This is a genomic window from Microbacterium aquilitoris (genome assembly GCF_031932285.1).
Lineage (GTDB): Bacteria > Actinomycetota > Actinomycetes > Actinomycetales > Microbacteriaceae > Microbacterium > Microbacterium aquilitoris.
This window is the reverse complement of sequence record NZ_JAUZVT010000002.1, coordinates 1016836-1030331: the sequence shown is the minus strand read 5'-3', so window position 1 is coordinate 1030331 and position 13496 is coordinate 1016836. Positions and strand designations below refer to the sequence as shown.

The 13496-nt window shown below is 68.8% G+C and carries 9 protein-coding genes; 7 read left to right on the top strand and 2 right to left on the bottom strand.

Annotation, left to right across the window (positions count from 1 at the left end):
- Positions 1–3: 3 nt before the first annotated feature.
- From dut to pepN, 7 genes are all read left to right on the top strand, one after another.
- Complete coding sequence (dut, locus tag Q9S78_RS11810; RefSeq protein ID WP_026302850.1) at positions 4–453, top strand: dUTP diphosphatase; 450 nt, start codon at positions 4–6, stop codon at positions 451–453.
- Positions 450–1034, top strand: a complete 585-nt coding sequence (locus Q9S78_RS11805) for a DUF3710 domain-containing protein (RefSeq protein ID WP_116229150.1) — start codon at positions 450–452, stop codon at positions 1032–1034. The genes dut and Q9S78_RS11805 overlap by 4 nt, the downstream gene beginning before the upstream one ends.
- 2 nt (positions 1035–1036) lie before the next feature.
- Positions 1037–1816: a DUF3159 domain-containing protein gene (locus Q9S78_RS11800; RefSeq protein WP_116229149.1), complete on the top strand. Its 780-nt coding sequence runs from the start codon at positions 1037–1039 to the stop codon at positions 1814–1816.
- A gap of 28 nt (positions 1817–1844) precedes the next feature.
- Positions 1845–2489 carry an LON peptidase substrate-binding domain-containing protein gene (locus Q9S78_RS11795; protein WP_311870342.1) on the top strand — a complete coding sequence of 215 codons (645 nt, stop codon included), beginning with the start codon at positions 1845–1847 and terminating at the stop codon, positions 2487–2489.
- Positions 2490–2638: 149 nt separating this feature from the next.
- Complete coding sequence (locus tag Q9S78_RS11790) at positions 2639–5503, top strand: aconitate hydratase (RefSeq protein WP_311870340.1); 2865 nt, start codon at positions 2639–2641, stop codon at positions 5501–5503.
- 73 nt (positions 5504–5576) lie between these two features.
- Entirely contained in the window at positions 5577–7544 is a 1968-nt protein-coding gene (gene dxs / locus Q9S78_RS11785; protein WP_311870337.1) for a 1-deoxy-D-xylulose-5-phosphate synthase, read from the top strand.
- A gap of 20 nt (positions 7545–7564) precedes the next feature.
- A complete protein-coding gene (gene pepN, locus Q9S78_RS11780; RefSeq protein ID WP_311870335.1) occupies positions 7565–10081 on the top strand; it encodes an aminopeptidase N in 2517 nt (838 codons plus the stop codon).
- A gap of 54 nt (positions 10082–10135) precedes the next feature.
- Here pepN and Q9S78_RS11775 read toward each other — a convergent pair whose 3' ends face one another.
- The gene (locus Q9S78_RS11775; RefSeq protein ID WP_311870333.1) at positions 10136–12277 is read right to left on the bottom strand and encodes a 3-hydroxyacyl-CoA dehydrogenase NAD-binding domain-containing protein; all 2142 of its coding nucleotides are present in this window, start codon (positions 12275–12277) and stop codon (positions 10136–10138) included.
- An 11-nt stretch (positions 12278–12288) separates the two neighbouring features.
- A complete protein-coding gene (locus Q9S78_RS11770; RefSeq protein ID WP_311870331.1) occupies positions 12289–13494 on the bottom strand; it encodes a thiolase family protein in 1206 nt (401 codons plus the stop codon).
- Positions 13495–13496 lie beyond the last annotated feature (2 nt).

Here is a 13496-nt window from a genome sequence, read left to right as displayed (position 1 = left end):
GGGGTGATGGATACCGTGGACGTTCCCATTATCTCGGCTCATGTGCCCGTCTACGCGCACCCCGGGGATGCAGGCGCCGACCTCGTCTCGACCGAGCAGGTGCGGCTGGCTCCCGGCCAGCGCGCCCTCATCGGCACCGGAGTGCGCATCGCGCTTCCCGACGGCTACGTCGCCTTCGTCGTCCCCCGCAGCGGTCTGGCCGCCAAACACGGCATCACCGTCGTCAACTCCCCGGGCACGGTCGACGCCGGATACCGGGGTGAGATCAAGGTGACGCTGCTGAACACGGATGCCGCCGAGGCGTTCGACATCGCACCCGGCGATCGGATCGCCCAACTCATCGTGATGCCCGTCTCGCGGGCGACTTTCCTCCCCGTCGACGCGCTCCCCGACAGTGTGCGCGGTGACGGGGGATTCGGATCCACCGGCTACACGACAGGAACAACCGCATGAGCGACGAGCTCGCCCCCAAGTCGGCACCGAGCGATCGTGCCGCCAACGGCCCCTTCGACGAGGCGGAAGCCAATCCCGTCCGCCCCTACATCGATCTCGGCGGCGTCAAGGTCCTGCCCCGGGAGGGGCTGAACCTCCGGCTCGAGGTCGAGGAGCAGACGAAGCGCATCGTCGCAGTGGGCTTGGACTACGCCGGCTCCACCCTCCAGGTGCAGCCGTTCGCCGCACCGCGCTCCAGCGGCCTGTGGGAGGAGACGCGCGAGCAGATCCGTCAGCAGGTCCGTCAGCAGGGAGGACGCGTCGAGGAGCGCGAAGGTCCTCTGGGACCCGAGCTGCTCGCCGAGGTCCCCGTCGCCGGCGCGGACGGCGCGGCCGGTAAGCGGCTCGCACGGTTCGTGGGCGTCGACGGCCCCCGGTGGTTCCTGCGCGGTGTGATCGGCGGAGCCGCCGCCGGTGATATCACGGCTGCCGAGCAGATCGAAGACCTCTTCCGATCGATCGTCGTGGTGCGCGGGACGACGCCGATGCCTCCGCGGGACCTCATCCCTCTCAAGATGCCCGCGACGCCCGGCAGCGCGTGAGCATGGCCCAGGACCGACCCGGCGAGCCGTCGGCCGATCGACCGGACCTCGTCCCGCCGTCAGCGGGCGAACCGACGGCATCCGACCTCATCGGGCAGGCCCTCGGAGGCGCCGCGAAACGTGCGGGACTCGATCCGACCGACGACGCCACGACCGGACACGTCGTGTGGCGGGCGATGGGCGGATGGCGGGGGATCGGCGAGTCCGTCCTCCCGGGGCTCGTGTTCGTCGTCCTCTACACGGTCACCGGTCAGGACCTCGTGCTCTCGCTCGTGGCATCGGTGGGGTTGGCGGCCGTCTTCACGATCATCCGCCTGGTTCAGCGGTCTCCCGTTGCGGCGGCCTTCGGCGGCCTGGTCGCGACGGGCGCCGCCGCAGCGCTCGCGCTGTTCACGGGTCGGGGCGTCGACAATTTCGTCCCCGGGCTGATCACGAACGCGGCGTACGGGACAGGGCTCCTCGTCTCGGCGCTGATCGGGTGGTCGCTCATCGGCGTCGCTGCGGGGTTCCTCATGAACGAGGGCACCGCGTGGCGGGCAGACCGACGCAAGCGCCGGGTGTTCTTCTGGCTGACGATCGCGTGGGCCGCGCTGTTCTTCGCGCGTCTCGCGGTGCAGCTGCCGCTGTACCTCACGGATCAGACGGCGGCACTCGGCACTCTGAAGCTCATCATGGGCCTGCCGCTGTTCGCGCCGATGGTCGCCGTGACCTGGCTCGCCGTCCGTGCGCTCTATCCGCCGCGCGCCGCGTCGACCGAGGAAGCCGCAGCAGAACGCCCCTGACCGGTCCGACGGCTGGTTGACTGGCCGTATGGACGCCGTCCCGATGTTCCCGCTCGGAAGTGTGCTGTTCCCGCACGCGCCGCTCGTCCTTCGGATCTTCGAACCGCGCTACCTGACGATGCTCGGGAGACTGCTCGAGCACGAGGACCCGGAGTTCGGCGTGGTCCTGATCGAGCGCGGACGAGAAGCCGGCGGGGGAGAGGAACGCTCCGCCCTCGGCACGATGGCCAGGATCGTCCAGGTCGAAGCGGGAAGCGCCGACCTCTTCGTGATCGCCGTCGGCGGAGATCGCATCACGGTCGATCGCTGGGGTCTCGACGACCCGCATCCGATCGCCGACGTGACGCCCCTGCAGCCGCTGCCCTGGGACGAGGAGCTGGCACCGTTGCGGCGCGAAGCGGAGCGGGTGGTCCGCCGTGTCGCCACGCTCGCTTCGGTGCTCGGGGAAGCGCGGTGGGATCCCGATACGGAGGTGTCGGACGACCCCGTCGAGTCGAGCTGGCAGCTCGCCGCGATCGCACCTCTCGGCGAGTACGACCAGTTCCGTCTGCTCGGCGCCACGAGCCTGCGCGATCTCCTCACGTTGCTCGTCCGGCTGTGTCTCGACGAGGAGCCGGTGCTCATCGCGCGCGCTGCGGACGAGGTCAATCCGGACGAGGAGAGCGGCGCCTGAGGCAGCGGCATCCACCCGCGTAGAGTATCTTGATATCAAGATAAATTTCGCCCGCCTGAGTAAGGCGGACCTCACTAGTCACCGGGACCAGGCAGGGCGAAGATGGGAGGGCCGGCTCACGCCGCGCCCGCCGACGAAGGAGAGCACACGTGTCCACAGTTGACAGCTTCGGTGCCAAGAGCACACTCACAGTCGGCGACACCGACTACGAGATCTTCCGCATCGACACCGTTCCCGGTTTCGAGAAGCTTCCGTACAGCCTCAAGATCCTCCTCGAGAACCTGCTTCGCACCGAGGACGGCGCGAACGTCACCAAGGAGCAGATCGAGGCCCTCGGTAACTGGAACCCCGATGCCGAGCCCAACACCGAGATCCAGTTCACGCCGGCGCGCGTGGTCATGCAGGACTTCACCGGTGTTCCCTGCATCGTCGACCTCGCCACCATGCGCGAGGCCGTCACCGCCCTCGGCGGCGATCCGAGCAAGATCAACCCGCTGTCGCCGGCCGAGATGGTCATCGATCACTCGGTCATCGCCGACCTCTTCGGATCCGAGAACGCCCTCGAGCGCAACGTCGAGATCGAGTACGAGCGCAACGGTGAGCGCTACCAGTTCCTGCGCTGGGGTCAGACCGCCTTCGACGACTTCAAGGTCGTCCCCCCGGGGACCGGCATCGTCCACCAGGTGAACATCGAGCACCTCGCCAAGGTCATCTACGACCGTCCGGTCGACGGCGTCCTGCGCGCCTACCCCGACACCTGCGTCGGCACCGACTCGCACACCACGATGGTCAACGGCCTGGGCGTGCTCGGCTGGGGCGTCGGCGGCATCGAGGCCGAGGCCGCCATGCTCGGCCAGCCGGTCTCCATGCTCATCCCGCGCGTCGTCGGCTTCAAGCTCACCGGTGAGATCCCCGCCGGCGTGACCGCGACGGACGTCGTCCTCACGATCACCGACATGCTCCGCAAGCACGGCGTGGTCGGCAAGTTCGTCGAGTTCTACGGCGAGGGCGTCGCCCAGGTGCCGCTGGCCAACCGCGCGACCATCGGCAACATGAGCCCCGAGTTCGGTTCGACCGCCGCGATGTTCCCGGTCGACGACGTGACCCTCGACTACCTGCGCCTCACGGGACGCGACGAGCAGACCGTCGCCCTCGTCGAGGCGTACGCCAAGGCTCAGTCGCTGTGGCACGACGCCTCCCGCGAGCTCAGCTTCAGCGAGTTCATGGAGCTCGACCTGTCGACGGTCGTCCCCTCCATCGCCGGCCCGAAGCGTCCGCAGGACCGCATCCTCCTCTCCGAGGCGAAGAACCAGTTCGAGAAGGACATCCTCAACTACGCGGATGCCGCGGCTGAGGACTCCGTCGAGATCGAAGGCACCTTCCCCGCGTCCGACCCGGGTTCCGCTCCCGGCGTCGAGCACGAGACCGTCTCGGCCGAGGGCGTCTCGCACCAGCACGAGCACGAGCACGTCCCCTCGATGATCTCGAGCGGTGCCCGCCACGCGGCATCCAAGCCGGTCAAGGTCACGACGCCCGACGGGCAGTCCTACCTCCTCGACAACGGTGCGGTCACCCTCGCGGCCATCACCTCGTGCACCAACACGTCGAACCCGTCGGTCATGATCGCGGCGGGCCTCCTCGCCAAGAAGGCCGTCGACAAGGGCCTGAAGCGCAAGCCGTGGGTCAAGACGACGCTCGGACCCGGCTCGAAGGTCGTCACCGACTACTACGAGAAGTCCGGTCTCGACAAGGCGCTCGAGGGCCTCGACTTCTACACCGTCGGCTACGGCTGCACGATCTGCATCGGCAACTCGGGTCCGCTCATCGAGGAGGTGTCGGTGGCGATCAACGAGAACGACCTCGCCGTCACCGCCGTCCTCTCGGGCAACCGCAACTTCGAGGGCCGCATCAGCCCCGATGTGAAGATGAACTACCTGGCCTCGCCGCCGCTGGTCGTCGCCTACGCTCTCGCCGGGTCGATGAACTTCGACTTCGAGACCGATGCGCTCGGCAAGGACGCGGACGGCAACGACGTGTTCCTGAAGGACATCTGGCCCTCGCCCGACGAGGTCCAGGAGGTCATCGACCACTCCATCTCGCGCGAGCAGTTCATCAAGCAGTACTCGACCGTCTTCGACGGCGACGAGCGCTGGCAGAACCTGCCCACGCCCACCGGCCCCATCTTCGAATGGGACGAGGATTCGACGTACGTCCGCAAGGCACCGTACTTCGACGGCATGGAGAGCACGCCGGCACCCGTCACCGACATCTCCGGTGCGCGCGTCATGGCGACCCTGGGCGACTCGGTCACGACCGACCACATCAGCCCGGCCGGCAACATCAAGGCCGGCACCCCGGCGGCTCAGTACCTCACCGAGCACGGTGTGGCACAGAAGGACTTCAACTCCTACGGCTCGCGTCGCGGAAACCACGAGGTCATGATCCGCGGCACGTTCGCGAACATCCGCCTGAAGAACGAGATCGTCGCCGCGGTCAACGACGGCAAGGTTGTCGAGGGCGGTTTCACCCGCGACTTCACTCAGCCCGGCGGACCGCAGTCGTACATCTACGACGCGAGCCAGAACTACCAAGCGCAGGGCACCCCGCTCGTGGTCTTCGGCGGCAAGGAGTACGGCTCCGGTTCGTCGCGCGACTGGGCGGCCAAGGGCACGAGCCTGCTGGGCGTCAAGGCGGTCATCACCGAGAGCTTCGAGCGCATCCACCGCTCGAACCTCATCGGCATGGGCGTCGTCCCGCTGCAGTTCCCCGCCGGGGAGAGCTGGAGCTCGCTCGGCCTCGACGGCACCGAGATCGTCTCGATCACGGGCCTCGAGCAGCTGAACGAGGGCGTCACGCCCAAGACGGTGAAGGTCGTCGCCGAGCCGAGCGAGTTCTCGCCGGAGGGCAAGCAGACGGTCGAGTTCGACGCGGTCGTCCGCATCGACACCCCCGGTGAGGCTGACTACTACCGCAACGGCGGCATCCTGCAGTACGTGCTGCGTTCGCTGGTCTGACCCGCGTGTCAAGAGGACCCCGGCTCCGCGTGGAGTCGGGGTCCTCTCGCATGCGGGCACGTAGACTCCTGTCATGAGTCTTCTCGAGGGAATTTCCGGTCCGCGTGACCTCGATCGGTTCTCGAGCGAGGAGCTTCACATCCTCGCCGATGAGATCCGGACCTTCCTCGTCGAGAACGTCTCGCGCACCGGTGGCCACCTCGGCCCGAACCTCGGTGTCGTCGAGTTGACGATCGCACTGCACCGCGTCTTCGACTCCCCGAACGACCCGATCATCTTCGACACCGGACACCAGTCCTACGTCCACAAGCTGCTCACCGGTCGTCAGGACTTCTCGAAGCTGCGCTCGCGCGGCGGTCTCGCCGGTTACCCGCAGCGCTCCGAGAGCCCGCACGATGTCGTCGAGTCCTCGCACGCGTCGAGCTCGTTGAGCTGGGCGGACGGCGTCTCGCGTGCCCTGACCGTCACCGGGCGCAAGGATCGTCACGTCGTCGCCGTCGTGGGTGATGGCTCGCTCACGGGCGGCATGACGTGGGAGGCGCTCAACAACATCTCCGACGACAACGATCGCAACCTCGTCATCGTTGTCAACGACAACGGCCGCTCGTACGCGCCGACCATCGGGGGCATGGCCCGCTACCTCAACCGCGTTCGCACGGCCGACAGCTACAAGACCCTGCGTCAGAGCTCCGCCCATGTCTCCCGGCTGCTGGGACCCATCGGCCGAGCGGTCTACCGCGGCGTCCGCGGCGGCACGCACGGCTTCCTGTCGCGCTTCACCAACAACGTGGCGCTCTACTCCAACCTCGACATCAAGTACCTCGGTCCCGTCGACGGGCACGACCTCGATGCCATGGAGGAGACGCTCCGTCTCGCGAAGCAGTACGGCGCTCCCGTCATCGTGCACGCCATCACCGACAAGGGGCGCGGGTTCGAGCCTGCGCGACGCGACGAAGCCGACCAGTTCCACGCCGTCGGGAAGATCGATCCCATCACGGGGGAGCCGATCGGGTCATCGGATGCCGTGGCCTGGACCGACGTCTTCTCCGAGGCGCTCGTGGCGGCCGGGGAGCGGCGCGACGACATCATCGCGATGACCGCCGCGATGCTGCGACCGACCGGCCTGCAGGAGTTCGCACAGAGGTTCCCGAAGCGCGTGTACGACGTCGGCATCGCCGAGCAGCACGCGGTCGCCTCGGCCGCAGGGCTCGCGTTCGGCGGTGTCCACCCGGTCGTGGCGATCTATGCGACGTTCATGAACCGGGCGTTCGACCAGATCATGATGGATGTCGCGCTGCACAAGGCCGGCGTCACCTTCGTCCTCGACCGGTCGGGCGTGACCGGGCCCGACGGTCCGAGCCACCATGGCATCTGGGACCTCGCCATGCTGCAGCTCGTGCCCGGCATCCGGATCGCCGCGCCCCGCGACGCGGAGCGGCTGGTCGAACTCTTCGACGAGGCGGTCACCGTCGAGGACGCGCCCACCGTGGTGCGTTTTCCGAAGGGGTCCGTGCCGGATGCCCTCGATGCGATCGAGCGTCTGGCGGACGGCACGGACGTGCTGTACCGCAGCGGCGCCGAGGACGTCCTCATCGTCGGCATCGGCCCGATGGCGCACATGGCCGTCGAGGTCGCCGAGCGGCTCCGCGCCCAGGGCATCGGCTCGACGGTCATCGACCCTCGCTGGGCTGTTCCCATCCGCCCTGCCGTCGTCGAGCTCGCGGCATCCCATCGCCTGGTGATCACGATCGAGGACGGCATCCGCGTCGGCGGTGTCGGGACGCGCGTGCGCCAAGTGCTGCGCGAGGCGGGCGTCTCGACGGCCGTCGACGAGCTCGGCCTTCCGGACGAGTTCATCGACCACGCGACCCGCGAGCAGATCCTCGCCGATGCAGGCCTGACGGCCTCGAAGATCGCGCAGGACGTCGTGTCGCAGGTGCTCGGCACGCGCGTACCCGTCGCCCGCCAGTCGAGCGACGACGCCGTGTGGAGCTCGCAGGAGGTCGAACTCCGCGGCCCGACCGACGCGGCTTCCGACTGACCGCGTGACAGCATGGAGGGATGCAGACACGGCAGCATTCCGGCGATGAGAACCTGAGTCGAGAGGATGCCGCGGCCCGGGCATCCGTCATCGATCTCGACACGATCGAGGTCGACCTGGACGTCCGGTCGGCGTCCGACGCCTCCCGCGATGACTTCACGACGCAGAGCACTCTGCGATTCCGCGCGTCGGCCGCCGAGACGTGGGTCGACTTCCTCGGCGTCGCCGTCGACGAGGTGGAGCTCAACGGTGCGCCGCAACCGGTCGAGTGGGACGGTGCGCGGATCCGCCTCTCGGGACTCGCCGAGGACAACACGGTCCGCATCCGCGCCCGTGGTCGGTACAGCCGGTCGGGTGAGGGTCTTCACCGCTTCACGGATCCCGTGGACGGGGCCGTGTATCTGTACACGCAGTACGAGCCTGCCGACAGCCGCCGCGTCTACCCGTGCTTCGAGCAGCCCGACCTGAAGGCGCGGTGGACCTTCCACATCACGGCGTCGGGTGACGGCGTCGTCCTGTCGGGCGGCGCCGAGACCTCTCGCCTCGACGTCGACGGCGGGGTCCGCGTGTCCTTCGCCGAGACGCCCCTGCTGTCGAGCTACGTCACCGCGGTCGCCGTCGGGCCGTACCACCGCGTCGACGGGGCCTGGACGGGGGAGCGGCAGAGCGTGGACCTCGGCGTCCTCTGCCGCGCCTCGCTCGCGGAGCACCTCGACGCGGACGAGATCCTCGACATCACCCGCCGAGGACTCGACTTCTTCACAGCGGCCTTCGACCAGGACTACCCGTGGGGTAAGTACGACCAGATCTTCGTCCCCGAGTACAACCTGGGGGCGATGGAGAACCCGGGGCTCGTCACCTTCACCGAGGCGTACGTCTTCCGCGGCGCGGCGACGGCCGCGCAACGCGAAGCGCGCTCCAACACGATCCTCCACGAGATGGCGCACATGTGGTTCGGCGACCTCGTCACGATGCGGTGGTGGGACGATCTGTGGCTCAAGGAGTCGTTCGCCGACTTCATGGGGACGCACGCGAACGTCGCGACAGGGCTGCACCCGGATGCCTGGGTCACGTTCGCGAGCAGGCGGAAGGGATGGGCGTACGTCCAGGACCAGCTCCCCACGACGCATCCGATCGTCGCCGACATCCCCGATCTCGAGGCGGCCAAGCTGAACTTCGACGGCATCACCTACGCAAAGGGTGCGTCGGTTCTGAAGCAGCTCGTCGGGTTCGTCGGCGAGGAGGCCTTCTTCCGCGGCGCGCAGCGGTACTTCGCCGCCCACGCCTACGGCAACACGACGCTCGAGGATCTCCTCGTCGCGCTGGAGGAGGCGTCGGGGCGCGACCTGCGATCGTGGAGCACGGCGTGGCTCGAGACGACCGGCCTGCCGACCCTCACCGTCGAACGCGGCCCTCTGGCCGTCGTGCAGGACGTCGCACGACCGCACGCGGTCCGCGTCGGTCTGTGGGATGACGAGGCGGGACGTCTCGTCGCGCGCGGCGATGTCGCCGTCGACCTGTTCGGTGAGCGCACCCTCGTCGATGCGCCCGTCCTCCCTGACACCGCCCTCGTGATCGCCAACGTCGACGACCGCTCCTATGCGAAGGTGCGGCTCGACGACCGGTCGCTCGCAGCCGTCACGGCGGGCCTGTCATCGATGCCCGACGCGGTCGCGCGCGGTGTCGTCTGGGCGGCGCTGTGGAACGCGGTGCGCGACGGGGAACTCGCGGCATCCGTCTATCTCGCGATCGCGGCGGATCACGCTCCCCGCGAATCGCACCCGGCGCTCCTGAGCGACGTCCTCGCCCACGCCGCCTTCGCGATCCGTCATTACGTGTCGGACGTCGAGCGGGCATCGGCCGCGTGGTTGGAGGGAGCATGGCGCGCCATGGCGGCGGCGGACGCCGGGTCCGACGCGCAGCTCATCTGGGCACGAGCAGTGGGTGTGGCCGCCGAACTGTCCGGGGACCGCGCGGCCGAGATGTCGGCGATCCTGGCAGGAGAGGCACCGGCACCGGCGGGTCTCCCGCTCGACCCCGACCTCCGGTGGGGATGGCTCTTCGGTCTCGCGGCGTCCGGCCACGCGGACGCCGCGCGCATCGACGCCGAAGCGGAGCGGGATGCGACCGCCTCGGGCCGCACGGCGCGTCTGGCGGCGCTCGCGGCGCGGCCGGAGGCATCCGTCCGTCGCGACGCGTGGCGGGCGGCCTGGGAGGACGAGACGCTGACCAACGACCACCTCGATGCCACCATCCGTGGCGCGCGGGCGGGGGAGAGTCGTGACCTCGTCGCGGAGTTCGACGCCCCGTACTTCGAGCGGATCCTGCCGGCGTGGCGCTCGCGCAGCATCGAGATCGCCGCGCGCCTCGTGCGGGGGTTGTTCCCCGCCACGGAAGACACCGCGTCGGTCGACGCCTGGCTTGAGGCGAACACCGATGCACCCGGTTCGCTCAGGCGCATCGTGATCGAGCAGCGTGATCACCTCGCGCGCGATCTCCGGGTCCGTGCGGCCCAGGCGCAGCTCACTCGGCACTGACGGACGCGTACGGCCCCCGGGACACCCCGGGGGCCGTACGCGTTCCTGGGTCCGTCAGGCGATGCCGCGGATCGGCGGGTGGTGGAACGTGTCGCCGAACACCCGGTCGCTCGCGCCCTCTCGGTCGAGGTACGGCGTCGCACCGCCGTCGATGAAGGGCCATCCTGCCCCGAGGATCAGGCACAGGTCGATGTCCTCGACCTCGGGCACGACGCCCTCGTCCAGCATGAGCTTGATCTCCTGCGCGAGGCCGTCCTGCACACGGCGGAGGATCTCTTCGGCGGATGCCGGTGTCGATCCCGTCGCCTTCTTCGCGACCTTCTCGGCGGCCTTCGTGAATCCGGTCACGCGGCCGCCCTTGTCCTTCTCGACGACCTGGTCCAACGCGGCGAGCTCGTGGAAGTTCTCGTTCGCATAGAACCGGTCGGGAAAAGCGCGGACCATCGTGTCCTGCACGTGGGCGGCGACCTTCCAGCCGACGAGGTCGATGAGCTGGAACGGTCCCATCGGCAGGCCGAGCGGCGCGAACGCCTTCTCGACGTCCGCGACGGGCGTGCCCTCGTAGACGGCGCGCGCGGCCTCGCCCATGACCTTGGCGAGCAGACGGTTCACGACGAATCCGGGCGCGTCGGCTGTGAGGACCGCGTTCTTGCCCAGCCCCCGGGCGACGACGAACGCCGTCGCGAGGGCGGCATCCGACGTCAGCGGAGTCTTCACGACCTCGATGAGCGGCATGACCGCGACCGGGTTGAAGAAGTGGAAGCCGACCAGGCGCTCGGGGTGAGCGAGCTTGGCGCCGATCTCCTCGACCGAGAGCGACGACGTGTTGGTCGCGAGGATCGCATCCTCCGCGACGACTGCCTCGATCTCGGCGAACACCGACTGCTTGACACCGACCTCTTCGAAGACCGCCTCGATGACGAAGTCGCAGTCGGCATAGGCCGACTTGTCGGTCGTCCCGGTCACGAGGGCGCGCAGCTTATTGGCGGTGTCGCCGTCGAGCCGGCCCTTCGCCTCGAGCTTGCCGATCTCGTCGTGGATGTAGGCGACGCCCTTGTCGACGCGCGCCTGATCGAGGTCCGTGATCAGCACGGGCACCTGGAGCTTGCGCACGAACAGAAGGGCGAACTGGCTGGCCATGAGCCCCGCGCCGATGACGCCGACCTTCGTGACCTTCTTCGCGAGCGTCTTGTCGGGCGCGCCGACGGGACGCTTCGCCCGCTTCTGCACCAGATCGAACGCATACATGGATGCCGCGAACTGGTCGCCCGTCACGAGCGAGGCGAGCGCGTCGTCCTCACGCGCGAACCCTTCGGCCTTCGTGCCGCTCTTGGCCTTGTCGAGCAGGTCGAGCGCGACGTAGGGGGAGCGCGGGACCGTGCCGATCTTCGATTCGAGCATGCCGCGGGCCATCTTGATCGCGATGGGCCACTTGGTGAGCCGCTCGATCTTGCCGGGGGCGTTCTTGCGCTCGACCTTGATCGTGCCGCCGAGGACGCCGTCGGCCCACCGCAGCGACGACTCGAGGTAGCTCGACGCCGGGAAGATCGCGTCCATGATCCCGAGGTCGAAGGCCTGCTGCGGCTTCAGGACGCGGTTCTGCTTCAGCGGGTTGGAGACGACGACCTCGAGCGCGTTCTCGATGCCGATCAGGTTCGGCAGGAGGTACGCGCCGCCCCAGCCGGGGATGATTCCGAGGAAGACCTCTGGCAGCGCGATCGCGGCGGCGGAGGCATCCACCGTCCGGTACGTCGAGTTCAGCGCGATCTCGAGCCCGCCGCCCAGGGCGAGCCCGTTCACGAAGGCGAACGACGGCACGCCGAGATCCGACAGCTTGCCGAGGACGTGGTGACCGAGCTGGGCGATCAGTCGCGCGTTCTCGACGGAGCCGACATTGCTGACCTCGCTGAGGTCGGCGCCGGCGGCGAGGATGTACTGCTTGCCCGTGATGCCGACGGCCTGGATCTCGCCGGCGCGCGCCCGAGCGGCGAGCGTGTCGAGGGTGGCGCCCAGGGCGGTCAACGTCGCGGGCCCCAGCGTGTTGGGACGGGTGTGATCGCGGCCGTTGTCCAGCGTGATCAGGGCGAGCACCTTGCCGCTGGCGAGGGTCACGTCGCGCACGGGCGAGTTCGTCACGACCTCGGTGTCGGAGAGGGCGAGCAGGGGCGAGAAGTCGATCTGGTCGTAGGTGGTCATCGTCGGCGGCCTCACTTCTTCTTCTTGCCGTTGTAGTGCGGGTTCTCCCAGATGACGGAGCCGCCCTGGCCGAGTCCCACGCACATGGCCGTGAGACCGTAACGCACGTCGGGGCGCTCGGCGAAGTGGGCCGCCAGCTGGATCATGAGGCGGACGCCGGATGCCGCGAGCGGGTGCCCGAGCGCGATGGCCCCGCCCCACGGGTTGACCCGCGGGTCGTCGTCGGCGATGCCGAAGTGGTCGAGGAGCGAGATGACCTGGACGGCGAACGCCTCGTTCAGTTCGAACAGGCCGATGTCGTCGATCGTCAGGCCCGCCTTCTTCAGAGCCTTCTCCGTGGAGGGGATGGGTCCGATGCCCATGATCTCGGGCTGGACGCCCGCGAACGCGAACGAGACGAGCCGCATCTTGGGGGCGAGCCCCAGCTCCTTGACGGCACCGCCGCCGGCGAGCAGCGACATCGTCGCCCCGTCGGTGAGCGGCGACGAGGTGCCGGCCGTGACCCGTCCGTGCGGACGGAACGGCGTCTTCAGTGCGGCGAGGTCGGCCATCGTCGTCTGCGGACGGCGCCCCTCGTCCTCGGTCGCGAGTCCCCACGCGCCTGCGGCATCCTTCACCGCGACGGAGACCAGATCGGGCTGGAACTTGCCGGCTTCGTAGGCGGCCTGCGCCTTGTGCTGGCTGAGCATTCCGAAGCGGTCGGAGCGCTCCTTGGTGAGCTGCGGGTAGCGGTCGAAGATGCGCTCGGCCGTGACGCCCATGTTCAGCGCGCCGGGGTCGACCATCTTCTCTGCGACGAAGCGCGGGTTCGGGTCGGCGTTGCCGCCGATCGGGTAGTGCCCCATGTGCTCGACGCCGCCGGCGAGGGCGACGTCGTACATCCCGACACCGATGGATGCCGCCATGGTGGTCACGCTCGTCATGGCGCCGGCGCACATGCGGTCGATGGCGAAGCCGGGGACCGTCTGGGGGAGGCCTGCGAGGATCGCGACCGATCGGCCGAGCGTCAGCCCCTGCTCGCCGGTCTGGCTGGTGGCGGCGATCGCGACATCGTCGACGCGCTCGGCGGGAACGTGGGGGTTCCGCTCCATCAGACCGATCGTCGCCTTGACGGCGAGGTCATCGGCGCGGGTGTTCCAATACATGCCCTTCTCGCCGGCACGCCCGAACGGGGTGCGCATTCCGTCGACGAAATAGACGTCCGAAAGCTCGGCCACAT